Raw genomic sequence first — 24,020 nt, 5'->3', positions numbered from 1 at the left:
GGAGTCTATCATGAAAAAATGGTTCACTTTACTCTTAGCATCAACTTTAATGTTAACAGCATGTGGTAAAAGTAACGAGAAAGCTTCTTTAGAAAAAAGCATTGACCAATTAGAAAAAGAAAATAAAGATTTAAAGAAACAGAAAAAGGATTTAGAAAGCCAAAAAAACAAACTTAAAGATCAGCAAGATAATCTTCAAAAAGATATCAATGAATTGCCGGCTGAAGATTCGTCTAATAAATCATCTGAAAAAGATTCATCTGACTCAAGTGATGATAAAAATTCAGAAGATTCGTCAACGACTAGTTCAGAACAAGCAACGGATTCTACAAAAACGAAACAATCTAATCAATAACAAACGTCTAACAAAGATGCACAAAAAAATGGCTCTACAAGTAAAAATAACAATTCTAATAACTCTTCCAATTCGCAAAACACGAATCAATAAACGTTTGATGGAGTTTTGAAGAGGGTATTATAATTGATAAATTACGCAAATTAATTTACAAAGTAGATATTTAATACTGTTATGAGTAAAAATTATGAAAGATGATTGATACTACACATCTTTAAGAGGAGAGATTAGCGATGCACGAACAAGATTTCAATATTTTAGAAGGACAAAATATTACACTACTTGAATTAGGTAGAGAATTGGAAAATATTACTGGACGCACTATTGTTGATTCAACAAGTGAAATTAAACGTGTGATTGCACATTTACCAAACTTTGAGTCTGATACCGACACATTCGTTGCAACATATCGTTTAAACCATCAAAATGATTTTATTGATGCAACATTTACTGCACCTAAAGAACAACGTGATCGTTTAAAAGAAATTCCTGTTCACGTAAAATTGATTAGTTATATTTCTAAAGCATAATAATTAAATATATAGACAGTAATGATTAGCGCGATATGAATGTGGGGACAACTTCATAACGCGTTAATTTTGTATTAGAATAGTATTAAATCAAGCTTTAAGGGTAAAATGGAGTGTTTAACATGGGAACTTACATTGAAACTGAACGTTTGAAGTTGCGTGATTGGGAAGAAAAGGATTTATTACCATTTCAGAAAATGAATGCAAATCAGCAAGTACGTAGATACTTTCCAAGTTTATTAAGTTACCGTCGTTCAGAGTTAGATATGAGAAAAATGGATGAAATTATCAAAGATAATGGAATCGGACTTTTTGCGGTTGAATTGAAGGAAACCGGTGAATGGTTAGGTTTTATCGGATTAAACTACATCCCCGAAGACAGCAAATATCCTTTTAAAGAACTGCCTTTTTATGAAATAGGTTGGAGATTAATTCCTGAAGTTTGGGGTAATGGATTAGCTACTGAAGGAGCACAAGCTGTTTTGACATACGCAAAAGAAAAAGGAATTACAGAGTTATATAGTTTTACATCTGAAACAAATTTACCTTCAAGAAAGGTAATGGAGAAAATAGGAATGAGCTTCTTAGATAACTTTGAATTTCCAGATCTCAGTAAATACCATCCCCTCAAACGCCATGTTAGATATTACATAGAACTACTTCCTTCACAAAGTGAAGGTTAGTAGTTCTTAGTGCAATCGCAAAAGCGATTGTAAACCACGAAGAGCATCCTTCACAAAGTGAAGGTGAGTAGTTCTTAGTGCAATCGGGAGCGAGACAGAAATCAGTAAACTTTGATTTCGTTGTCTCGCCCCCGCAAGTGCGATTAGGTTTTGAAGTATCATTTATTAAATGTGCTTCAAAGCCATTCGCATACTGCGATATATACACAATAAAACGAAATTTTAATATCAAAAACGCGTCTATAGGCTAGTTATTAAATCCTATAGACGCGTTCCTACTAATCATATGTACGTACACCAAGTGGTTTGTAATTATTTAAACCTTCTAACAATGCTTCTTTTGTATCAAATAATGGTGCTAATTTTTGATATTTTTTATCAATAAAGCCCTCTTTAATCATATGGTCAATGAGTGCTTGTAAGGGTTTAAAGAAACCGTTTAAATTGAAGACACCTATTGGCTTTTGATGGATACCAATTTGTGCCCAGCTATACATTTCGAAGAATTCTTCGAGAGAACCGGCACCCCCAGGAGCCATTACAAAGGCATCTGCTAATTCTGTCATTTTATTCTTACGTTCATGCATTGAATCAACTAAAATAAGTTCACTCACTTTTTGACTCGTGATTTCTCGTTCGTCTAACATCTTAGGCATAACACCGATGGCTTTACCGCCGTGATCTAGGACACCATCTTGTATAGCACCCATAATTCCTACTGAGCCAGCTCCAAAAACAAGTTCATAGCCTTGTTCCGCCATATATTTTCCTAACTCATAGGCTTCTTTAACGTATGAAGGATCTTTGCCTTTGCTTGCTCCACAATAAACCGCAATTCTTTTAATCATGTAATACCTCCTAAAGTTGTTTAATCACATTCGTAAATGCTTGTTCAAATTTTAATCTGTCATTCTTAGTAAAAGGTGGGGGACCTTTATGTCGGCCACCTTGCTTTCTAATTTGTGCATTAAGATAACGTTGGTCTAATAAAGCTTGAATATTATCAGCACGGTATATACTTCCTTTATGATGCATTACAATATGTACTTTGTCTATAAGTAAACTAGCTAAACCGTAATCTTGAGTAATTACAATATCTTCCTTTTTTGCTAATTGTACAATTTTATAATCGACAGCATCTGGACCATCGTCAACATACACAGTTTTTAGATGCTCGGGCTGAATTTGATGAGAAAAGTGACTGAAACTTCTTAACACCGTAACAAAAATGCCTGTCCCTTTAGTTAATTCAATCACTGAATTAACAACAGGACAAGCATCTCCGTCTATGATTACTTTGACCATTAACAACTAACCTTGAGTGTTATCAGATTCTTTATTTTGCTTTACAACACTGTCAGCCACGTAATCATCATATTTTTTAAATTCTTTTTTTCTAGCTTTCTTCTCTGCTTCTTGTTGTTTTTCTTCTTTTTTGTGACGTTTTTCAATATTCTTTTGAAGCTTTTTATCTAATTTTTTTACATCTTTACGATTATCTTTTTCAAGTTTTTCGCCTTTTTTCTCAGTTTTATCGTCTAACTTGCCTGGAGTGAGACCTACTTTTTCTTCATACTTTTGAGATTTTTTCATATCTTTAATACGTTGTTTTTTATTTTCTTCACGTTGCTTGTCTTCTTCTTTATGACGTTTCTCAATATTTTTCTGAAGTTTTTTGTCCATTTTTTCTGCTTCTTTACGATTTTGTTTAGCTAACTTTTCGTCTTTTTTCTCGATGTAAGCAGGGTCGTTTTCTTTCGCGATTTTCTTTAATTCACGTTTGTTATCAAATTCTTGTTTTTTATCGCCCACATATTCTTTAACATCTGAAGCTTTGTTTGAAATAGTAGTAGTAGCTTTTGATGTAGCTTTAGTCGTAGCATCAGTAGCTTTACGTACATCAGGATGTTCTTTAATGCGTTTACGTTCAAAGACTAACGGTACAATGACGATAGGTAATACATTGATTAAAGTCTTAATAAGTCTCTTTTTGTCCATACTCGTTGCCTCCATTAATTTTACTATTCTTTTCCATACCCTATGATACATGATACTAAACGATTGTTATCTATGGAAATCGATAATTTCAATTAATTTTGGAAAATAAAAAAACACTAGCGAGATTAATTAAACCTACTAGTGTTTAGTGAAGAATATGAAATGAATACCTTCATTAAAGTTAGAAACACTAAGGAATAAAATTCCAAGTGTATAGAGGATTACAATGGACAGAGTCCATTGCATAAGAAACACTAAGGAATAAAATTCCAAGTGTTTCTTTAGATTCCTTTTCCGATGCCAAAACCGAAGTAAAGGATTGCAATGACTACAACTAATACAATTCGGTAAATGGCAAATGGAATTAATTTAACTTTATTAATTAAATGTAAGAATGTCTTAATAGCAATTAAACCAACAATAAACGCTGCTAAGAATCCTAGTAAATAGAAAGGAATATGTGCTAAGTGAATATACTCATAATGTTTTAGTAAAGATAAACCGCTTGCTGCAAGCATAATTGGTACTGACATAATAAATGTAAAATCTGAAGCTGCTTTATGATTTAATTTCATAAATACACCTGTTGAAATAGTAGAACCAGATCTACTGAAACCTGGCCACATTGCAATCGCTTGTGAGATACCAATGACAAATGCTTGGAAATAATTAATTTGATCTACTGTTTGAGGATGTTGAACCCTCTCAGAATATTTATCAGCTAAAATCATGTAAATCGCACCTATGAATAAGCCAATCATAACAGTAGGAACACTGAATAAATATTTTTCAATTAAATCATCAAATAAAAAACCTAGAATACCTGCTGGTATCATACCTACTAATACATGTAATAAATTCAATCGCTTAGGTTGAGAACGGCGTTTAACATTACTTTCATTATTAGGTTTATGATGACCTATATGTAATATTTCTAAGAAACGATCTCGGAATACCCATGCCGCTGCAAATACAGACCCAAGTTGGATAACAACTTTGAAGGTAAACGCAGATTGTTCACCTAAAAATTTAGTGGACTTTAACCACATATCATCAACGAGTATCATATGTCCTGTAGAAGATACAGGGGCGAACTCAGTAAGTCCTTCAACGATACCTAAAATGATGCCTTTTATCAATTCAAGTAAAAACATAATTTACCCACTTTCGTAAAACATTTATTTATTCTTTCATTTTTCAAAAATACCATATTATCATAGCATATTAAATTAATATGGTGTTAACCTAACCGTCAATACTGGACCAAAGTATGACATAATAATTATTTTAATAAATGAAACAAATTAATTAAAAAAATGATTGAGCGTTTTAATTTAAATTTCTAGTAAACCTTTTATAATGAAAGTAGGTGAGGTTATTGTGAAAAAACTAACAAATTTAGTGTTTAAATATAAAATATATCCCGCTCTCATGTTTATCATGAGCGTTTTTTTATCTATAACAGTAGTTATACAAAATGTTTCTATCGCCAAATTACTCAATCACATGTTGTATCATCATAAACAATCACTTATAGGACTTTTTATATTGATTTTCGTGATTCTTATTGCACGTGCAACTTTCAACATGTTGAACCAACGCATAGGTGATCGCATGGCTACTAGAGTGAAATATGATTTAAGACAACAAGTGATTAATAAGAATAGTACACGCTCAGTTGGAGAACAAATAAATATTTTAACCGAAAGTATTGATGGTATCGCACCATTCTTTCAAAGTTATTTACCACAAGTATTTAAGTCAATGATGATTCCAGTCGCGATTATCGTCGCTATGTGTTATGTACACTTATCAACTGCGTTAATTATGATGGTTACTGCTCCATTTATTCCTATGTTTTATATCATTTTTGGTCTGAAAACAAGAGATGAATCAAAGGATCAAATGACATATTTAAATCAATTTAGCCAAAGGTTTTTGAATATTGCTAAAGGTTTGATTACGCTCAAATTACTCAATCAAACTAAGAATACTGAAGCACATCTCTATGAAGATAGCACTAAATTTAGAGACTTAACTATGAAAATTTTAAAAAGCGCGTTCTTATCAGGATTAATGCTTGAATTTATTAGCATGTTAGGTATTGGTCTGGTCGCGCTAGAAGCGGCTCTAAGTCTAGTCGTATTTAATAAGATCAACTTCATTACTGCGGCTATTGCTATCATTCTTGCTCCGGAATTTTATAATGCTATTAAAGATTTAGGACAAGCATTCCATACTGGTAAACAAAGTGAGGGTTCAAGTGATGTTGTTTTTGAGTTCTTAGACTCTGAAAATAAACCCACACACTCTAATCCAACTATAAACACTTATCAAAATCCACAAATCAAAGTAAAAGAGTTATCATACCAATACCCAAATAACGAACAGGACGCTCTTACTCATATTAATATGGTTGTATACTCAGGCGATAAAATTGCAATTGTCGGCCCAAGTGGTGCGGGTAAAACTACGTTAGCTCATATTTTAAGCCAAGCTAAAACGCCTACAAAAGGAAGTATATCCTTTAACAAGGAAGCCACACGTATTGGATTTCTAAGTCAAAATCCTTATATTTTTACAGATTCAATTAAAAATAATATAGCGATGTATAATAGTGAGGTTTCTGATAAAACTATCATTCAAGTTTTAGAAGAGATCGGTCTAAAAGATAAAGTGTTATCTCTTAAAAATGGTATTCATACACAAATTGGAGAAGGTGGCGAAATGTTGTCTGGGGGCCAAATGAGACGAATTGAGTTGTGTCGGTTATTACTAATGAATCCTGAGTTAGTGATATTTGATGAACCGGCAATTGGTCTAGACATTGAAACAGAACGTACAATCCAAAATGTAATTCAAAATCATTTTAGAGATACTACGATGATCATTATTGCTCATCGTGATTCAACAATTAATAAAGCTAAACGTCGTATTTATCTAGAAAATGGCCGTCTAATAAAAGATGATATGACGATATCAGTATCGCGAAATGAGGTGAATCAATAGGCTTGAAATCGCGCATTCATTTTCGAAAAGATAAAGATTTACTTCTAGCTATTATAGTTGGAGTAGCAGGTGGCCTTGTAGCATTAGCAATGTTCTTCTTAAGTGGTTATATGGTGACACAAAGTGCATTAGGGGCACCATTATATGCACTAATGGTCTTAGTGGTTACTGTAAAAATGTTTGGCTTCTTAAGAGCGATAACACGATATATTGAGAGATTGTTATCACATAGAACGACTTTCACGATGTTAAGAGATGTAAGAGTACAGTTTCTTAATAAATTATTTCCAGCGGTTCCTGATGTCTATAGAAAATTTAATTCAAGTGACTTGATTACACGTATGGTAAGCCGAGTTGAAGCGTTACAAAATATATTTTTAAGAGTTTATTATCCTCCAGTAGTGATAGGCTTAACAGCTATTGTGTCTATCATTACATTAATTTTCATATCACCGATGCATTCATGTCTTATTGCACTAAGTATGATACTCACTCTATGGATAGTTCCGTGGATAAGTGCTAAAAAAGCCCGAATACTTAAAAGACAGGTAGCTTTGCATCAAAGTAACTTTCTACAACGTTTTTATGATTATAAAGAAGGTGATGAGGAATTAAGACGCTTTCGACAAAGAGATGAATTTAAAGTAGATGTTATGCATCGTCTAAATCAATATGACAGTATGCAATCAAAAGAACGTCGTTTTTTATCCTTGTATGATTATATATTGAATCTCATAGCAATGGTTTCAATATTTCTCAGTTTAGTTATTGGAGTGCAACAGGTTCAATCTGGTCATTTAGATGTTGTTTATATAACGAGTATTGTGCTGATGATTTTAACTTTATTTGAACAGGCAGTACCAATGAGTAATGTTGCATATTATAAAGCTGATACTGATCAAGCGTTGGATGAAATTAACGATGTTATAAATGCGCCCCAATCTAACATAATGCATCCATTGAAATATACAGATTCGACGATGTCATTATTTGAAATGAATGATGTTACTTTTAGTTATTGGTATCAACAAACTCCTGTACTTCACAACATTGATTTAACTATTCAAGAAGGTGAGAAAGTTGCTATTATTGGTCCTTCAGGTTCTGGGAAAAGTACTCTGCTACAAGTGATGTTAGGTCTATATCATGTTGATCAAGGAATCGTTAAGTTAAAACGTCAAATAGTTACGGATATTGATGAAGAAGACAAGTATCATAAGATGAATGGTATGTTACAGTCTCAACACATGTTTGATGGAACGGTACGAGATAATTTATTTTCAGAGAAAGAGGATGCTGTATTAATTCAAGTACTTCAATCTGTAGGGCTAGGTTATCTAGACTTAGAGAGAAATGTATCGCTAGACGGAGAGAATCTGTCTGGTGGCGAAAAACAACGGTTAAGCTTAGCTAGACTTTTACTCAGAGATTCAGCTGACATATGGATTTTAGATGAACCTACGACTGCATTAGATTTAGAAAATACTACTAAAATGATGAATTTAATTGAATCATCTTCAGAAACGTTAATTATTGCTACACATGATTTAGATGTATTACCACGTTTCGATAAAATTATAGTTATGATTGATGGAGAAATTAAAGAAAGCGGTTCTTATGAAAGTTTATTAAAAGGTAATGGTTATCTATCCCAGATGATTGAGATCAACCATAGTTCAAGAGCTTAAATAATCAATGTGTATTAACAGCAAATAAAGTCGTATCGATAATCGATACGACTTTATTTGCTGTTTCATTTCAAAATGTATATTAATTCCTTAGTTTAACTTTAATTTCATGACAGAAACTTTCTATTATTCTTTCGTTTCAGTAAATGCATCGATGACTTTACCTAATAAGCGATTCAGTTCTTTAACTTCTTCTTTAGATAAAGATGAAGCTGTTGCAACTTTCTCCGATGCTGTGCTTAATTCAGGTCTAATTGTTTCGCTTTTGTCTGTTAAGTGAATAAATACTTCACGTTGATCCACTTCAGAACGTTCGCGTTTAATTAAATCAACTTGTTCCATTCGTTTAAGTAATGGTGATACAGTACCTGTATCTAGTGCTAATTCTGTAACGACTTTTTTGACATTAACAGGTGACTCATCCCATAAAATCGTTAATACAAGAAATTGTGGGTAAGTTAGGTTGTACTTTTTAAAGACTTTGTTAGAGTAGTAGCGATTAACTTGTCTTTGAGCATTGTACAAACTAAAGCATAGCTGCTCTTTTAAATTATGTTGATCAGACATTAAAGTTCTCCTCCAGACATTCTATCCGTTTTTTCTCTTTTTCGGATTGGAATCCGTCTATGTTGTACAAAATATAATTTGTACAACACTTTGATTCAATGCCATGCTAAAATTAAAGTATGTTTAAAGTTTAGAAGATATCTTACATTAAATCAAGTAAAAAGATAATTAAATATATATGTTATCATTTTCAAAAATGCTTGTAATAGAAAAGGGAATATAATATGAGAAATAATAAAGATGAAAAAATAACAATTTCTATCATTAGCGGATTTTTAGGTAGTGGTAAAACTACTTTACTGAAACATTATATTAGTGAAATATTAAAAACTGATGAGAAAGTTAAAGTTATCATGAATGAATTTGGCTCATTAGACGTTGATGGTAATCATTTAAGTAATATGGTAGATGTCCGTTCAATATTGAACGGTTGTGTTTGTTGTGATTTAAAAATGGATCTAGTGAATCAAATTGAATTACTTTTACAGAGTGACGAAACGGATCATATCATTATTGAAGCCACTGGTATTGCACATCCTATTGAAATCATAATGGCTTGCCAAGACCCACGAATTGTAAAGTATGTACACCAACCACAAGTTATTGGTGTTGTTGATGCAGAACGTTTTTTAAATAGAAAGCAGTATTCGGAATCAACGATGCGATTAATGGAAGAACAACTTGAAGTGAGTCATGTATTAATTGTTAATAAAACAGATTTAATAAGTGAAGATCAACAGCAGCAATTAGAAGATGAATTATATCGTATCAATGCAAGTGTTCCAATTATTTTAACAACCTATGGACAGGTGAACATCGATGAAATATCACAATTTCGTGACGATGTTGCGACGATACACACACATTCACATCATCATGGTATAAATAGTATGCAATATACGTTTAGTGGCTCCATCGATCGTCAACTTTTTTATCAATTTATTTTACGCTTACCTGACAACGTATTACGTTTGAAAGGTTACGTTCAATTCCGCGATACACCAAATGAAACCTATGAATTTCAATATGCATATGGTCTGCCAGATTATGGTGTCGTTGAGAAAGGTATGACTTTAACTATTGTAATTATTGGAGAGCAAATAGACGTTAATAGGCTAAAAAATAAGCTCGATATGATACAATTTTCATAATTAAGGAGAGTAAGGTTATGAATAATGAAGATAAACGAGAACAACAAATTAAATTTGAGAAAAACTTAATTACATTTCCATATTTAGGATTTGCCATAGTTGTGCAGTTATTTAATATTTTTTATCCAGATATTAAAGTATCAATGACTTTGTTTGGATTATTCTTTGCATATAATCTAGGGCTACTATTTATTGCTTTTATTAGACACTTTAAACGCACGTTTATTTTAACTTTAGTATTGACTATTTTAAGCGGTGCAGCTTTCTTCACACTATTGTATGTGTTTGGTTTAAGACATTAATTTTTTAGGTTAGTCAAAAGTGTTATTGAGTAAAAAATAAATAATGATATTTGAAAAGTTTTGTTATTTCAGTGTTATACTTTAATTGAAATAGCAAAGCTTTTTATTTTTTTAGAGATAAATATAAATTAGGAGGCTATGGTTCATGAATACTAGAAGAAAAGTTTCAATCATTGGAGCAGGAAATACTGGATCAACTTTAGCTTTTGTATTAGCGCAAAAAGAAATAGCAGATATTGTAATGATCGATCGTCCACAATCAGAGGGATTTGTTAAAGGAAAAGCATTAGATATTTTAGAAAGCGGACCAATATTTGGATTTGATACAAACGTTCAAGGTTCTGTTCAAATTGAGGATATTCAAGATTCAGATATTGTGGTTATGACCGCTGGAATACCACGTAAACCTGGAATGACTAGAGATGATTTGGTTCAAACCAATGAAGAAATAGTTCATCAGACATCTCTCAATATTGCGAAGTACGCACCTAATGCTACGATTATTGTATTAACCAATCCAGTTGATGCTATGACTTATACTGCATTAAAAGCCTCAGGTTTTCCAAAAGAACGTGTAATTGGACAATCAGGTGTTCTTGATACCGCTCGTTATCAAAGTTTTATTGCTGATGAATTAAAGGTTTCAGTAAAAGATATTAATGGTCTTGTACTTGGAGGGCATGGAGATACAATGGTTCCACTCGTGGAATCAACACAAGTTAATGGTGTACCAGTTAAAGATTTAATTGCTGAAGATGTTTTAGAACGCATAGTCAATCGCACAAGAAAAGGTGGAGCTGAAATTGTAGAATTATTAGGTAAAGGTTCAGCATATTATGCACCAGCTACAGCTATATATGAAATGATTGAAGCTATTTTAAAAGATCAAAAGCGCTTGTTACCAAGCATTGCTTACTTAGAAGGTGAATATGGATTCTCAGATATTTGTCTAGGTGTTCCAACTATTCTTAGCAAGAACGGTATAGAAAAAATTGTAGAAGTTAATTTGAATGAGAGAGAACAAGAACAATTAAAATATTCAGCTGAGTCAGTCCAAAATGTGAAAAATGCACTAAAAAATAAATAAGAAATATATTGGGTCTCTTTTGCACAGTGTTTTAATAATGCAAAAGAGGCCTATTTACAAATTTAATTTTAAAATTTGTACTAGTTATTTATTACAATTTACAAATATTTTGAGGATTATGTGTATTTTATCACAATACGAACTTATTAAAGCGCTTTCTTGATATAATCTAAGTGTAATATATATTAAGGAGTCGATAAGTATGGCTAAAGGGAAACCACAAACACACAATCAGAGTCAAAACACTCAAAGTAAAAAGAGTTATAAATCTATATGGATTATGATAAGTTTTGCTTTATTAATAGGAATCCTATTATTACCAACACCTTCAGGTTTACCTATTATGGCGAAAGCAGCTTTAGCAATTTTAGCATTTGCCGTAATTATGTGGGTAACAGAAGCAGTGTCATATCCAGTATCTGCCACACTCATATTAGGTTTAATTATATTGTTACTAGGGTTCAGTCCTGTTCAGAACTTATCTGAAAAGTTGGGTAATCCTAAAAGTGGAGATGCTATTTTAAAAGGGAGCGAATTGTTAGGTACTAACAACGCGCTGACTCATGCTTTTAGTGGATTTTCTACATCTGCGGTTGCTTTGGTAGCCGCCGCCTTGTTCCTTGCTACAGCCATGCAGGAAACAAATCTACATAAACGTTTAGCATTAATAGTTCTTTCAATAGTAGGAAATAAAACTCGAAATATTGTTATTGGTGCTATTGTAGTTTCTATTGTGTTAGCTTTCTTTGTACCTTCAGCTACTGCACGTGCTGGCGCAGTTGTACCCATTTTACTGGGAATGATTGCAGCCTTTAAAATGAGTAAGGAAAGTAAGCTTGCTTCTCTACTAGTTATTACTGCAGTGCAAGCAGTATCCATATGGAATATTGGTATCAAAACAGCTGCTGCTCAGAACATTGTAGCTATTAATTTTATCAATCAAAATTTAGGTCATGATGTTTCTTGGGGAGAATGGTTTTTATATGCAGCGCCATGGTCTGTTTTAATGTCTATAGCGTTATATTTCATCATGATAAAAGTAATGCCTCCGGAAAGAGATGCGATAGAAGGTGGAAAGGAATTAATTAAGAAAGAATTAAACGACTTAGGGCCTGTGAGTGCTAGAGAATGGCGTTTAATTGCTATTTCGATTTTATTACTCTTCTTTTGGTCTACAGAAAAGATATTACATCCGATTGATTCAGCATCTATTACGTTAATTGCCTTGGGAATTATGTTAATGCCTAAAATTGGTGTTATTACTTGGAAAGGTGTTGAAAAGAAAATTCCTTGGGGGACAATTATTGTCTTTGGTGTAGGGATTTCACTTGGTAATGTGTTATTAAAAACAGGTGCGGCACAATGGTTAAGTGATCAAACATTTGGATTAATGGGACTTAAAGGTTTACCTATTATTGCAACAATTGCTTTAATAACGTTATTTAATATATTAATTCACTTAGGATTTGCAAGCGCGACAAGTCTATCATCTGCTCTAATTCCAGTATTTATTTCATTAACGTCAACACTTCATTTAGGAGATCATGCAATTGGGTTTGTGTTAATTCAACAATTTGTGATTAGTTTTGGTTTCTTGCTACCTGTAAGTGCACCGCAAAATATGCTTGCATATGGTACTGGAACATTTACAGTCAAAGATTTCTTGAAAACAGGGATCCCTTTGACGATTATAGGTTACATTCTTGTAATAGTATTTAGTTTAACTTACTGGAAATGGTTGGGCTTAGTTTAAAAACTAAATTTTGTAGAGGCTGGGACATAATTCATTGTCGCAGTCTCATTTAATATACAGACAATAGATGTCTGAATTGAAAGTGCGCTTATTTCAAGCTTCTTTCAATCATAGTTATCTTTGTCGGTTCGGGGGCTAACATAGAGAATGTCTTTAGAATGAAGTTCTACAAACAATGCAAATTGGGGCGGGACTACGAAAATAATTTTGATAAATTATATTTCTTTTCCGCTCCTTTTTTATGTGAATATTGTTGTGTGTTCGTGAACTCTTTTCAGGGTAAAATAATAAAAAATATGTTAGGTGGTAACAATCATGGCATTAGGTGTCATCTTAAATAGAGTTTTTAGAACGAATAACAATCCTTTATTTGAATATGTCTATCAAAATATGGAAGATATAGAAAAATGCTATTATATTATCCCAAAAGAAGAGTTTAGTAATGAAGCTACAATGAAGCGTCATTATTATTATGGAACATTACAAAAATTTGTTAATACACTCTATGATCACGATATTCAACCGTTTCTAATAGACTATGATGAATTGATTGATTTCAGTAAAGAAAAAGGGATCAATCAGGTGGTTATTGCTGGTGATATTATGAGTTATCACAAGGAAGAGTATGACATTTTGCATCAGAAAGAAAAATTTAAAAAAGAAGATATATCTGTAACGACTATAAGAGCTAATCATTATTTTAAACCAAGTAAAACACGTAATAACAAAGGTGAACCATATAAAGTGTTTACGAGTTTTTATAAAAAATGGCGCCCATATTTAATGAAAAGAACAGTTTACAATTATGATCTTAAAGATATAGCTAAAGTAGGCGTTAAATCAAAACAAAAAGTAAAAGGTAACTATAGTCAAAGTGGTATTAGTGAAGAGAATGCACAATATAAATGGTCTGATTTTCTAGATAAAGACATTGAAGATTATGATACAAAACGTGAATATTTGCCTGAGGTCCTTACTAGTCAATTAAGTATATATCTAGCATATGGAGTGCTTGATATTATTCAGATATTTAATGATCTGCTAAATAGTTATGATAAAGATGAACAAAATTATGAAGCATTTATTCGTGAATTAATTTTTAGAGAGTTTTATTATGTCTTGATGACTCAATATCCTAAGACAGCGCATCATGCTTTTAAAGAAAAATATCAAAATTTGAATTGGTCTTATAATGAGGAGAATTTTGATTTATGGACTAAAGGGAAGACAGGCTTTCCAATCATTGATGCTGCAATGGGAGAACTTAATACTACTGGGTATATGCACAATCGGATGAGAATGGTTGTTTCACAATTTCTTACAAAAGATTTATTTATTGATTGGACGTGGGGTGAAGAATACTTTAGACAAAAGCTTATCGATTATGATGCTGCTTCAAATGTACATGGTTGGCAATGGTCTGCTTCAACAGGAACAGATGCTGTGCCGTACTTTAGAATGTTTAATCCAGTACGACAAAGTGAACGTTTTGATAAAAAGGCGTTATACATTAAAAAATTTATACCGATACTTAATGATGTTGATGCGAAATATTTACATGATACTTATAAGCACGAGCGTCAAATTAAAGAGCAAGGTATAGAGTTAGGAAAAGATTATCCTAAACAAATTGTAGATCATAGCGAGAGCAGAGATCATGTGATGTCAGAATTTAAAGCATTGGAATAACTAAGGAAAATATAAATATTTATAAAAACACTCCATAAACGATTTTTATGGAGTGTTTTTATATCATATCTGAGTTTGTTTATATATACACCTTAGTACTAGATTAATCTAAAAAGACAGATATAAACTGCTACATATTCTAAGAAAGTGATAATATACATATATTTAAGTCTAAGCTTAACTTTGAGAGGAACTTCCCAATTTGGGTAATGTCTTTCGTAGTAAGCAATTTGCATAATAAATAGTCCGATACCTAATGGTAAAAACATGAGTTGAATACTTTGAGTATAATTAAATCCAACCTCATGCCAGAAATGACCGATAATAAGCTGTAAAATGATGAGAATGATGATTAATAACATAATGCCGAATATCATTTTTGTAATCTCACCCCTTTTACAAATAAAACAATCGTACTTTGCATCATTACCATTAGAAGCACAAACATGAAAGTCTTTATATTAAACACTGAAAGTACTTGAGTAGCTATCTTTAAAGGCTCGTCAATTAAATAGACGGTATGAAGTCTTAAAAATCGGCCGATATATATACCTAAACCATTTAAGAACATAAGTACAATGATGAGTGTACGATTTAACCATAAATGAGAAGTTAAATGTCCTATTTCCATAAAGATTAAAATCATAACATATATCGCTAAAAAGACGCCAAGCATTAGGAAAGTGAAGTATACCCATTCAGTAAGATTCAATCCTACGAGAAAATTAAATTGAAATTGGTTCAAATGTATTAAATCTGTAATCATATAAAAAGTATTAGGAACTAAAAGTAGAAATATCAATCCAAAGACAACAAATAAAGGCCATTCAAATACTTTCTTTGGTTTAAATAACTTTAAAAGTAAGCAAAGTTCAAAAGGCACATATGCTAAAAATAAATTTAAGGTCATAAAATTAAAAACTCTTGTTTCAGCAAGAGAAATAATAAATAAAATTATAAAGTATATCCTTGCAATATAACGTGGTTGCATTATCATGCACTACTTTCTTAAAGATTTTAATAATTAATTGAATTGTCGAGTTTTAATGTTAACTGTAAATGCATGTCATATCAAATAATATGAAGTTAACACAATAATGTAGCCTCAAATTCTCTCTAAAACTTAAAATAAACTTGTTAAATGCTTAAAATATTATGAATTGTTATTGTAAAATGTTAATGAAATATTATACAATGTAGAAACTTTTAGTTATATAGACAGTAAGGACTAATTAGTTCGTTTTATTTTGGGATATGACAGATGTTTTAAGCATCATTCATTGAAATAAGTTGTCAGTAATACATGTAGAGAGGAGGACATCTTATGAGAAAACAATTATTTACATTGTACTTTAATATATTTCTAATTTTCTTAGGAATTGGTCTTGTTATCCCAGTATTACCAGTTTATTTAAAAGATTTAGGTTTAAAAGGGAGCGATTTAGGAGTATTAGTTGCTGCGTTTGCATTATCACAAATGGTTATTTCACCATTTGGAGGTACTTTGGCGGATAAATTAGGCAAGAAACTTATAATTTGCATAGGTCTTGTTTTATTTTCAATTTCAGAATTTATGTTTGCGGCAGGACAGACATTTACTATTCTTATGATTTCGCGTGTGCTAGGAGGATTTAGTGCAGGAATGGTAATGCCCGGTGTCACAGGTATGATTGCTGATATTTCTAAAGGCGCAGATAAAGCTAAGAATTTCGGGTATATGTCTGCCATAATTAATTCTGGTTTTATTTTAGGTCCTGGATTTGGTGGATTTCTAGCTGAAATCTCGCATAGATTACCATTCTATTTTGCAGGATCTTTAGGAGCTATCGCGTTTACAATGTCTCTAGTTTTAATCCATAATCCTAAAAAAGAAACGACAGATGGCTTTCATCAATATCAACCTGAATTACTCACTAAAATCAATTGGAAAGTGTTTATCACACCCGTTATATTAACGTTAGTCTTAGCTTTTGGATTGTCAGCTTTTGAGACATTATTCTCATTATACACTTCAGAAAAAGCTAATTATTCTCCAAAAGATATCTCAATTGCGATTACTGGTGGGGGCTTCTTCGGCGCTATATTCCAAGTATTCTTCTTTGATAAATTTATGAAGTATATGACAGAGCTTAATTTTATAGCAAGCTCCTTACTTTATTCAGCTTATAGTTCTGGTGATGCTGATTCTATCCAATGGTTATTGGACAATTATGGTCATTAGTTTCATTGTATTTATAGGTTTCGATATGATTCGTCCAGCTTTAACTAACTATTTCTCAAATATTGCTGGAGACCGTCAGGGATTTGCGGGAGGTCTTAATTCTACTTTTACAAGTATGGGTAACTTTATTGGACCTTTAGTAGCAAGAGCATTGTTCGACGTAAACTTAGAATTTCCGTTATATATGGCTATCGCAGTCTCTTTAAGCGGTATTGTAATTATCTTTATTGAAAAGTGGCTAAGATCCAGACGTAAGCAATCACAATCTTAATATTAGTATAAATAAGGTAACGCTCTAAAAATTACGAAAAAACGTACAATTTAGAGTGTTTTCTTATTTTTAAGACGTTAAGAACCGTAAATTTTAAATTTCTTATATATATGACATGCGTCTTTTATGTGACAAAAGTAACAACTTCGTTAATACTAATGTTACAAATATTACAATCTATTTAAATTGTAACCTACATATCTTTTTTCAAAAATTAATATGTTAAGATAGATGAAAATCTTAAGAGAAATGTGGGTAAGGGGATGAATTTGAAAAATTTATTATTGAGTGTTGTAGCCGTAATACTATCAATTTGTTTAGTAGGATTGATTTTCCTAGCTACAAACCAAAATGCTTTAGCAAAAGTACATCAAACGATATGCACATTTTCAAAAGTGAATAAAGTTTCTTACATTGAAGACACTTTCAATTTACATTCAAACTATACGGCTAAGGCATCCGAAAAAGATAAAAATGATAAAGACAATGAGATAACGAATAATAAATACAATAAAAAAACAACAAATAACCAAACATCTTATAATTTCACACCACAAGAATGTAACGTGATTGCTTTAAACTACGCAGACCATCATATGAAAAACAATTATAAAATTGACCATATGCAAAGTAAATCACCGACAGCTAAATATTCATTCTCAGATGTTAATGGTAGACAACATACAAATATTTCAGTAGATGAATATGGCCATGTAAATACTGAACAATCTAATTCGCAATAGCAATTCACTCTTTTAAAGTACATAGAAAGAGTGAATTTTTATGTATATAGAATACATTTAAATGCTATTAAGTCATAGAAATGGATGGTGGCATGTTAAAATAAATATTGAATAAAAGCTATAATATTGAGGGTGGAAAGATGGCTAAAAGTAAAAAAACAAATGCGATGCGCATGCTGGACCGCGCTAAAATTAAGTATGGCATGAATACCTATGAAGTCACTGATAAACACCAACATGGTGAACAAATTGCTAAATTGGTTGGTGCAAATGTTGAAGAAGTCTATAAAACGCTTGTATTAGAAAACGCGAATCATGGTCATTTCGTTTTTGTGATTCCGGTAAATGCATCATTAGATATGAAGGAAGCGGCTCATGTGGTCAACGAGAAAAAACTTCAATTAATGCCATTGGATCAACTTAAACAAGTTACTGGCTATGTGAGGGGTGGTTGTTCACCTATAGGTATGAAACATCTATTTCAAACAACAATTGATGCTTCTGCGAAAAACTTAGACAAAGTATATGTTAGTGGTGGTCAACGTGGTATGCAAATCATCATCCAAGTAGATGATCTTGTAGAGATGACTCAAGCGCAATTGGCACATATTACACACGAATAGACAAATTAATGTGTAATACATATGATTGGTTTTGAATGAATAGATTATTCATGTTTAATTGCTGTACTGATAGTATAGCATCGGCTATATATAAAACATCTATTAATTTAGATGTTTTTATTTTTGTCACATAGTGAATGTTTTTGATTGATTTTGATAATTTATGATTGAAAAATGTAAGCGTACTCATTATAATGATAATTGAGATGGGGTGATAAAAATGATTTCAGAAAAACGTCATGATTTAATATTGCAAGAATTAGCTAAAAAAGATTTTTTAACACTCCAAGAATTAATTGATAGAACGGGTTGTAGTGCTTCAACAATTAGAAGGGATTTATCCAAATTACAAAAGATAGGTAAATTACAACGTGTTCATGGTGGTGCAACGCTTAACCAAAATCGTGTAGTAGAACCTGGGTTGACTGAGAAATTGACTCAGAACTTACGAGAAAAACAAGAAATTGGTAAACGAGCCGCTCAGGAAATAAAAGACAACGAATGCATTTTCCTAGATGCAGGTTCATCTACGTTTGAAATGATTCAATATATCGATGCGAGAGATATCATTGTTGTGACGAACGGTATGACACATGTGGAACAGTTATTAAAGAATGGGATTAAAACTTTAATGATTGGTGGACAGGTGAAAGAGACAACAATGGCAACTGTTGGTGCAAATGCATTGGAAACATTGAGAAGGTATTGTTTCGATCGGGCGTTCATTGGAATGAACGGTATGGATTTGAAGTATGGTTTTACAACACCAGATGAACAAGAAGCTTTGATTAAAGAAACAGCGATGAAGCTATCTAATGAGAAATATGTACTCGTCGATCAAACGAAATTTGATCAGGTATATTTTGCAAGAGTGCCAATGCTAGATGGTATTAAAATCATTACTTCACAAAAGGCGTTCAAAAATAAAGTCACTGAAGCGTACACTAACCAATATCATTTTTTAGGAGGACAATCATGATATATACAGTTACATTTAATCCCTCAATTGATTACATCATGTTTACAGATGGTTTTGAATTAAAAGGATTAAATAGAGCGAAAGAAACGTATAAATTTGCAGGTGGGAAAGGGATAAATGTTTCAAGAGTACTTAAAACTCTAGATGTTGATTCAACTGCACTTGGTTTTGCAGGTGGCTTTCCTGGAGAATTTATATCAAAAACTTTAGAAGAAAGTAAGATTCATACAGATTTTATTGAAGTAGATGAAGATACTCGTATTAATGTAAAACTCAAATCAGGTCAAGAGACTGAAATTAATGCACCAGGTCCAAAGGTGACACAAGATCAATTTCAAGCTCTGTTAACACAAATTAAAAACACGACAAATAAAGATACAGTGATTGTAGCAGGTAGCGTTCCAAATAGTATTCCAAGTGATGCTTATGCTCAAATTGCTGAAATAACTAAAAACACTGGCGCAAAGCTTGTGGTAGATGCTGAAAAAGATTTAGTTGAAACAGTATTACCGTATCAGCCATTATTTATTAAACCAAACAAAGACGAGCTTGAAGTCATGTTCAATACGACGGTATCAAGTGACCAGGATGTAGTTAAATACGGTAAAGAAATTCTTAAAAAAGGTGCACAATCCGTTATCATTTCGTTAGGTGGCGATGGAGCTGTTTATGTAGATGAACAACAAAGTATCAAAGCTGTGAATCCACAAGGTAAAGTCATCAATACTGTAGGCTCTGGAGATAGTACTGTTGCTGGAATGGTCGCAGGTTTAGAATCAGGGTTATCTATCCAAGATGCTTTTAAACAAGCAGTAGCTTCTGGAACAGCAACTGCTTTTGAAGAAGATTTAGCAACTAGGGATGCTATAGAAAAAATTAAATCTCAAGTTACGGTTTCTGTACTTGATGGGGAGTGAATTAAATGAGAATCACAGAATTATTAACTAAAGATACAATTGCAATGGATTTATCTGCTTCAGATAAAAACGGCGTGATTGAAGCATTAGTCAATCAATTAGATAAAGCAGGAAAACTTAGTAATGTTGCTTCATTTAAAGAAGCTATTCATAATCGTGAATCACAAAGTACAACAGGAATTGGTGAAGGAATTGCGATTCCTCACGCGAAAGTAGCAGCTGTAAAATCTCCTGCAATAGCATTTGGGAAATCTAAAGAAGGTGTAGACTATCAAAGTTTAGATATGCAACCTGCACATTTATTCTTTATGATTGCTGCTCCAGAAGGTGGCGCACAGACTCATTTAGATGCGCTTGCTAAACTTTCAGGCATTTTAATGGATGAAAATGTACGTGAGAAGCTAATTAATGCTGAATCTCCTGAAAAGGTATTACAAATAATTGATGAAGCGGATGATGAAGCTACTAAAGAGGAAGAAGCAGAAGCACAAGAAAATGAAGCAAATGCCGTAGGTGCTGTAGCGGGTTCCTCAGCAAGTGATAGTGCTAATGATAGTAATGAGCCATATGTTCTAGCTGTCACTGCTTGTCCAACAGGTATCGCACATACGTACATGGCACGAGATGCTTTAAAAAACAAGCTGAAAAAATGGATGTTAAAATTAAAGTGGAAACTAATGGTTCAAGTGGTATTAAAAACCATTTAACTGAACAAGATATTGAGCGTGCAACTGGTATTATTGTTGCGGCAGACGTTCATGTTGAGACTGATCGCTTTGACGGTAAGAATGTTGTTGAAGTGCCAGTAGCTGACGGAATAAAACGTCCTGAAGAATTAATTAACACTGCATTTGACACTAGTCGCAAACCATTTGTTGCTCGTGGAGATAGTGCTAAAGGTATTGAGGATAAAAACGAAGAGAAACTTAGCCCTGGTAAAGCATTCTATAAACACTTGATGAATGGTGTTTCAAATATGTTACCACTTGTAATTGCTGGTGGTATTTTAATGGCAATCGTATTCTTATTTGGTCCAAATTCATTTGATCCTAAAAGTTCTGAGCACAATGCGTTTGCTGAACAATTATGGAATATTGGTAAAAATAGTGCCTTCGCATTAATTATTCCAGTTCTAGCAGGTTTCATCTCTCGTAGTATCTCAGATAAACCAGGTTTCGCTGCAGGTCTAGTTGGTGGTATGCTAGCGATATCAGGTGGTTCAGGATTTATAGGTGGTATTATTGCAGGTTTCTTAGCAGGTTACTTAACTCAAGGAATAAAATATATTACACGTAAATTACCACAAGCAGTAGAAGGTCTAAAACCAACTTTAATTTATCCAGTGCTTTCTGTAACAATTACTGGTCTATTAATGGTATATGTATTCAACCCTCCAGCTTCATGGCTAAATCATTTATTATTAAATGGTTTAAATAATCTATCAGGTTCAAACATCATGTTACTTGGACTAGTTGTAGGTGCTATGATGGCAATTGATATGGGTGGACCATTCAATAAAGCTGCTTATGTATTCGCAACTGCTGCATTAACTGAAGGAAATGCTGCGCCAATCACAGCAGCTATGATTGGTGGTATGATTCCACCACTAGCTATTGCTACAACAATGATAATCTTTAGAAAGAAATTTACGAAAGAACAAAGAGGTTCAATCGTACCTAACTATGTAATGGGATTATCATTCATTACTGAAGGTGCAATTCCTTTTGCTGCTGCTGACCCATTACGTGTTATTCCATCAATGATGGTAGGTTCAGGACTTGCAGGTGCAATTGCATTAGGTCTAGGTTCTCGAATTAATGCGCCACATGGTGGTATTATCGTAATTCTTGCAACAGACTTCAGCCACGTTCTACAAACTATACTTGCATTAGTTGTAGGTACGATAGTTTCAGCATTATTATACGGTTTCTTAAAACCTAAAGTAACTAAAAATGAAATTCAAGCTTCTAAAGCTATGGATGAATAATATAAATTGTGAGAAGCTCTTGCTAGAACATCTTTGTTCGGCAAGGGCTTTTATCATGCATATGTTGTGAAAAATAGATAAATATTACTAAAGATAGGTATGGGATATATATAGAAATGAATGATAAGAGACGCTAATAAAGATATAATAAAATAGCTGAATAACAATATGACAATATAAAGAAAAGAAGGTTTGAAGTATGTCAGAATTTGTAATCACGAATGGGAAAATATACACAGAGGAACAAACTATCGATAAAGGTTTCATTCATATTAAAGATGGCAAAATTTTAAGCGTAGGATCAGGGCATTTTCAAAAGGAAGCGGCAGATGCTAATGGGTCAATTCAATTCTTAGATGCTAAAGGCCAACATATTTTACCTGGATTTATAGATATACATATACATGGTGGATATGGTGAAGATGCAATGGATGCTTCATATGACGGACTTAAACATCTAGCAGAATCATTATTATCAGAAGGTACAACTTCCTTCTTAGCGACAACAATGACTCAATCATCTGAGAATATTAACAAAGCTTTGAAAAATATTGTGACTTATAAAGCGCATCAAGACATTGAAAATGCAGCAGAAATAACTGGAGTTCACCTAGAGGGACCATTTATTTCAGAACATAAAGTAGGTGCACAACATCCTAAATATGTGCAGCGTCCTTCCGCTGCTCAAATTCGTGCTTTTCAAGAAGAGGCAGATGGTTTAATTAAAATCATTACATTTGCTCCAGAAGTTGAAGGGGCACAAGAAACATTAAAAGCATTAAAGGATAATATTATTTTTTCAATTGGTCATACTGTAGCTACATTTGATGAGGCGAATGAAGCTGTTAAGAGTGGAGCTAAACACATTACCCACCTATATAATGCTGCCACTGGATTTGCTCATCGTGATCCAGGTGTTTTTGGCGCTGCGTGGTTAAATAAAGGCTTAAAAACTGAAATGATTGTTGATGGTGTACATTCACATCCTGCTTCTATCGCTCTTGCTTATCAACTTAAAGGAAATAAGAATTGCTATCTCATTACTGATGCGATGCGAGCAAAAGGTATGCCTGAGGGTGAATATGATTTAGGAGGTCAAAACGTCATTGTTAAAGATAAAGAAGCGCGTTTAGAAAGTGGCGCGCTTGCTGGCAGTATCTTAAGAATGAATGACGGTCTTCATAATTTGATTAAATTCACAGGAGACAGTTTAGAACATTTATGGCGCGTTACTAGTTTAAATCAAGCCATCGCTTTAGGTATTGATGATGTTAAAGGTAGCATTGAGGTCGGTAAAGATGCAGATATTGTTATCTTAGATGATGAATGTAATGTAATGACGACTATTAAAAATGGTGTGCCTCATCATTTTGAAAAATAATGTGTTTGATTGATTAGGACAATTGTTTTGAGTATAATATAGCATTGAGTTTATATTTAACATTCTAGAAACGATATATGATAAAA

At 32.7% G+C, this 24,020-nt stretch carries 23 protein-coding genes and 2 pseudogenes; 18 read left to right on the top strand and 7 right to left on the bottom strand.

Going from position 1 to position 24,020, the window contains the following annotated elements:
- Nucleotides 1-10 precede the first annotated feature (10 nt).
- From V6C74_RS10020 to V6C74_RS10010, 3 genes are all read left to right on the top strand, one after another.
- Complete coding sequence (locus tag V6C74_RS10020) at nucleotides 11-355, top strand: hypothetical protein (protein WP_016898358.1); 345 nt, start codon at nucleotides 11-13, stop codon at nucleotides 353-355.
- A 233-nt stretch (nucleotides 356-588) separates the two neighbouring features.
- Nucleotides 589-885, top strand: coding sequence for a hypothetical protein (locus tag V6C74_RS10015; protein WP_002452673.1), 297 nt, complete (start codon nucleotides 589-591; stop codon nucleotides 883-885).
- A 122-nt stretch (nucleotides 886-1,007) separates the two neighbouring features.
- Nucleotides 1,008-1,568, top strand: coding sequence for a GNAT family N-acetyltransferase (locus V6C74_RS10010; protein ID WP_002452674.1), 561 nt, complete (start codon nucleotides 1,008-1,010; stop codon nucleotides 1,566-1,568).
- A gap of 278 nt (nucleotides 1,569-1,846) precedes the next feature.
- Here V6C74_RS10010 and V6C74_RS10005 read toward each other — a convergent pair whose 3' ends face one another.
- The 4 genes from V6C74_RS10005 to V6C74_RS09990 all read right to left on the bottom strand — a co-directional run bounded on the left by V6C74_RS10005 (nucleotide 1,847) and on the right by V6C74_RS09990 (nucleotide 4,720).
- Nucleotides 1,847-2,413, bottom strand: a complete 567-nt coding sequence (locus tag V6C74_RS10005) for a TIGR00730 family Rossman fold protein (RefSeq protein ID WP_029625726.1) — start codon at nucleotides 2,411-2,413, stop codon at nucleotides 1,847-1,849.
- A gap of 13 nt (nucleotides 2,414-2,426) precedes the next feature.
- Nucleotides 2,427-2,873 carry a YaiI/YqxD family protein gene (locus tag V6C74_RS10000; RefSeq protein ID WP_002452676.1) on the bottom strand — a complete coding sequence of 149 codons (447 nt, stop codon included), beginning with the start codon at nucleotides 2,871-2,873 and terminating at the stop codon, nucleotides 2,427-2,429.
- Nucleotides 2,874-2,879: 6 nt separating this feature from the next.
- Entirely contained in the window at nucleotides 2,880-3,566 is a 687-nt protein-coding gene (locus tag V6C74_RS09995) for a hypothetical protein (protein ID WP_002452677.1), read from the bottom strand.
- Nucleotides 3,567-3,847: 281 nt separating this feature from the next.
- The gene (locus tag V6C74_RS09990; protein WP_016898356.1) at nucleotides 3,848-4,720 is read right to left on the bottom strand and encodes an undecaprenyl-diphosphate phosphatase; all 873 of its coding nucleotides are present in this window, start codon (nucleotides 4,718-4,720) and stop codon (nucleotides 3,848-3,850) included.
- 226 nt (nucleotides 4,721-4,946) lie between these two features.
- Here V6C74_RS09990 and V6C74_RS09985 point away from each other — a divergent pair, with 226 nt between their 5' ends.
- Complete coding sequence (locus V6C74_RS09985) at nucleotides 4,947-6,575, top strand: ABC transporter ATP-binding protein/permease (RefSeq protein WP_049390770.1); 1,629 nt, start codon at nucleotides 4,947-4,949, stop codon at nucleotides 6,573-6,575.
- A gap of 2 nt (nucleotides 6,576-6,577) precedes the next feature.
- Entirely contained in the window at nucleotides 6,578-8,263 is a 1,686-nt protein-coding gene (gene cydC / locus V6C74_RS09980) for a thiol reductant ABC exporter subunit CydC (RefSeq protein ID WP_016898354.1), read from the top strand.
- A 126-nt stretch (nucleotides 8,264-8,389) separates the two neighbouring features.
- On the opposite strand, the gene mgrA is transcribed toward cydC, so the two are convergent.
- Entirely contained in the window at nucleotides 8,390-8,830 is a 441-nt protein-coding gene (gene mgrA / locus V6C74_RS09975) for an HTH-type transcriptional regulator MgrA (protein ID WP_002433445.1), read from the bottom strand.
- Nucleotides 8,831-9,054: 224 nt separating this feature from the next.
- Here mgrA and V6C74_RS09970 point away from each other — a divergent pair, with 224 nt between their 5' ends.
- From V6C74_RS09970 to V6C74_RS09950, 5 genes are all read left to right on the top strand, one after another.
- Nucleotides 9,055-9,981 (top strand): GTP-binding protein, encoded by a 927-nt coding sequence (locus V6C74_RS09970; RefSeq protein WP_002452681.1) that lies wholly within the window; start codon nucleotides 9,055-9,057, stop codon nucleotides 9,979-9,981.
- A gap of 17 nt (nucleotides 9,982-9,998) precedes the next feature.
- Nucleotides 9,999-10,283 (top strand): hypothetical protein, encoded by a 285-nt coding sequence (locus V6C74_RS09965; RefSeq protein WP_103175516.1) that lies wholly within the window; start codon nucleotides 9,999-10,001, stop codon nucleotides 10,281-10,283.
- Between the two features lie 145 nt (nucleotides 10,284-10,428).
- Nucleotides 10,429-11,370, top strand: coding sequence for a malate dehydrogenase (gene mdh / locus V6C74_RS09960; RefSeq protein WP_002452683.1), 942 nt, complete (start codon nucleotides 10,429-10,431; stop codon nucleotides 11,368-11,370).
- 202 nt (nucleotides 11,371-11,572) lie between these two features.
- Complete coding sequence (locus tag V6C74_RS09955; protein ID WP_016898352.1) at nucleotides 11,573-13,123, top strand: DASS family sodium-coupled anion symporter; 1,551 nt, start codon at nucleotides 11,573-11,575, stop codon at nucleotides 13,121-13,123.
- A gap of 315 nt (nucleotides 13,124-13,438) precedes the next feature.
- Nucleotides 13,439-14,812 carry a deoxyribodipyrimidine photo-lyase gene (locus V6C74_RS09950; RefSeq protein ID WP_016898351.1) on the top strand — a complete coding sequence of 458 codons (1,374 nt, stop codon included), beginning with the start codon at nucleotides 13,439-13,441 and terminating at the stop codon, nucleotides 14,810-14,812.
- A gap of 98 nt (nucleotides 14,813-14,910) precedes the next feature.
- Here the strand turns inward: V6C74_RS09950 and V6C74_RS09945 are convergent, their stop codons facing one another.
- Complete coding sequence (locus tag V6C74_RS09945) at nucleotides 14,911-15,189, bottom strand: hypothetical protein (protein ID WP_002452686.1); 279 nt, start codon at nucleotides 15,187-15,189, stop codon at nucleotides 14,911-14,913.
- Nucleotides 15,186-15,803 (bottom strand): DUF1361 domain-containing protein, encoded by a 618-nt coding sequence (locus V6C74_RS09940; RefSeq protein ID WP_002452687.1) that lies wholly within the window; start codon nucleotides 15,801-15,803, stop codon nucleotides 15,186-15,188. Before V6C74_RS09940 ends, V6C74_RS09945 begins: the two co-directional genes overlap by 4 nt.
- Before the next feature lie 333 nt (nucleotides 15,804-16,136).
- Between V6C74_RS09940 and norA the strand changes: the two are divergent.
- The 8 genes and pseudogenes from norA to nagA all read left to right on the top strand — a co-directional run bounded on the left by norA (nucleotide 16,137) and on the right by nagA (nucleotide 23,934).
- Nucleotides 16,137-17,304 (top strand): annotated as a pseudogene (gene norA / locus V6C74_RS09935) (multidrug efflux MFS transporter NorA).
- Nucleotides 17,305-17,567: 263 nt separating this feature from the next.
- The gene (locus V6C74_RS09930) at nucleotides 17,568-18,047 is read left to right on the top strand and encodes a hypothetical protein (protein WP_002452690.1); all 480 of its coding nucleotides are present in this window, start codon (nucleotides 17,568-17,570) and stop codon (nucleotides 18,045-18,047) included.
- A 140-nt stretch (nucleotides 18,048-18,187) separates the two neighbouring features.
- Nucleotides 18,188-18,670, top strand: a complete 483-nt coding sequence (ybaK, locus tag V6C74_RS09925; RefSeq protein ID WP_103175517.1) for a Cys-tRNA(Pro) deacylase — start codon at nucleotides 18,188-18,190, stop codon at nucleotides 18,668-18,670.
- Between the two features lie 220 nt (nucleotides 18,671-18,890).
- Nucleotides 18,891-19,649 carry a DeoR/GlpR family DNA-binding transcription regulator gene (locus V6C74_RS09920; protein ID WP_002452693.1) on the top strand — a complete coding sequence of 253 codons (759 nt, stop codon included), beginning with the start codon at nucleotides 18,891-18,893 and terminating at the stop codon, nucleotides 19,647-19,649.
- Nucleotides 19,646-20,566 carry a 1-phosphofructokinase gene (gene pfkB / locus V6C74_RS09915; RefSeq protein ID WP_016898347.1) on the top strand — a complete coding sequence of 307 codons (921 nt, stop codon included), beginning with the start codon at nucleotides 19,646-19,648 and terminating at the stop codon, nucleotides 20,564-20,566. The genes V6C74_RS09920 and pfkB overlap by 4 nt, the downstream gene beginning before the upstream one ends.
- A gap of 5 nt (nucleotides 20,567-20,571) precedes the next feature.
- Nucleotides 20,572-21,350: pseudogene (locus V6C74_RS09910) on the top strand (fructose PTS transporter subunit IIA); the annotation flags it as partial.
- 174 nt (nucleotides 21,351-21,524) lie between these two features.
- A complete protein-coding gene (locus tag V6C74_RS09905; RefSeq protein WP_353961530.1) occupies nucleotides 21,525-22,553 on the top strand; it encodes a PTS fructose transporter subunit IIC in 1,029 nt (342 codons plus the stop codon).
- 199 nt (nucleotides 22,554-22,752) lie between these two features.
- The gene (nagA, locus tag V6C74_RS09900; protein ID WP_002452696.1) at nucleotides 22,753-23,934 is read left to right on the top strand and encodes an N-acetylglucosamine-6-phosphate deacetylase; all 1,182 of its coding nucleotides are present in this window, start codon (nucleotides 22,753-22,755) and stop codon (nucleotides 23,932-23,934) included.
- The last annotated feature ends 86 nt before the right edge of the window (nucleotides 23,935-24,020 follow it).

Source organism: Staphylococcus capitis subsp. capitis, assembly GCF_040739495.1.
In the GTDB taxonomy this organism is placed as follows: Bacteria; Bacillota; Bacilli; order Staphylococcales; family Staphylococcaceae; genus Staphylococcus; species Staphylococcus capitis.
Note: the sequence above shows the minus strand (reverse complement) of the source record. Positions and strands in the feature narration are given on the sequence as shown.

Bases quoted from the DNA above. Each gene is read 5' to 3' on its own strand.
- V6C74_RS10020 (WP_016898358.1), top strand. From the start codon at position 11: ATGAAAAAATGGTTCACTTTACTCTTAGCATCAACTTTAATGTTAACA.
- V6C74_RS10015 (WP_002452673.1), top strand. From the start codon at position 589: ATGCACGAACAAGATTTCAATATTTTAGAAGGACAAAATATTACACTA.
- V6C74_RS10010 (WP_002452674.1), top strand. From the start codon at position 1,008: ATGGGAACTTACATTGAAACTGAACGTTTGAAGTTGCGTGATTGGGAA.
- V6C74_RS10000 (WP_002452676.1), bottom strand. From the start codon at position 2,873: ATGGTCAAAGTAATCATAGACGGAGATGCTTGTCCTGTTGTTAATTCA.
- V6C74_RS09995 (WP_002452677.1), bottom strand. From the start codon at position 3,566: ATGGACAAAAAGAGACTTATTAAGACTTTAATCAATGTATTACCTATC.
- V6C74_RS09990 (WP_016898356.1), bottom strand. From the start codon at position 4,720: ATGTTTTTACTTGAATTGATAAAAGGCATCATTTTAGGTATCGTTGAA.
- mgrA (WP_002433445.1), bottom strand. From the start codon at position 8,830: ATGTCTGATCAACATAATTTAAAAGAGCAGCTATGCTTTAGTTTGTAC.
- V6C74_RS09970 (WP_002452681.1), top strand. From the start codon at position 9,055: ATGAGAAATAATAAAGATGAAAAAATAACAATTTCTATCATTAGCGGA.
- V6C74_RS09965 (WP_103175516.1), top strand. From the start codon at position 9,999: ATGAATAATGAAGATAAACGAGAACAACAAATTAAATTTGAGAAAAAC.
- mdh (WP_002452683.1), top strand. From the start codon at position 10,429: ATGAATACTAGAAGAAAAGTTTCAATCATTGGAGCAGGAAATACTGGA.
- V6C74_RS09955 (WP_016898352.1), top strand. From the start codon at position 11,573: ATGGCTAAAGGGAAACCACAAACACACAATCAGAGTCAAAACACTCAA.
- V6C74_RS09950 (WP_016898351.1), top strand. From the start codon at position 13,439: ATGGCATTAGGTGTCATCTTAAATAGAGTTTTTAGAACGAATAACAAT.
- V6C74_RS09945 (WP_002452686.1), bottom strand. From the start codon at position 15,189: ATGATATTCGGCATTATGTTATTAATCATCATTCTCATCATTTTACAG.
- V6C74_RS09940 (WP_002452687.1), bottom strand. From the start codon at position 15,803: ATGCAACCACGTTATATTGCAAGGATATACTTTATAATTTTATTTATT.
- V6C74_RS09930 (WP_002452690.1), top strand. From the start codon at position 17,568: ATGAATTTGAAAAATTTATTATTGAGTGTTGTAGCCGTAATACTATCA.
- ybaK (WP_103175517.1), top strand. From the start codon at position 18,188: ATGGCTAAAAGTAAAAAAACAAATGCGATGCGCATGCTGGACCGCGCT.
- V6C74_RS09920 (WP_002452693.1), top strand. From the start codon at position 18,891: ATGATTTCAGAAAAACGTCATGATTTAATATTGCAAGAATTAGCTAAA.
- pfkB (WP_016898347.1), top strand. From the start codon at position 19,646: ATGATATATACAGTTACATTTAATCCCTCAATTGATTACATCATGTTT.
- V6C74_RS09905 (WP_353961530.1), top strand. From the start codon at position 21,525: ATGAATGGTGTTTCAAATATGTTACCACTTGTAATTGCTGGTGGTATT.
- nagA (WP_002452696.1), top strand. From the start codon at position 22,753: ATGTCAGAATTTGTAATCACGAATGGGAAAATATACACAGAGGAACAA.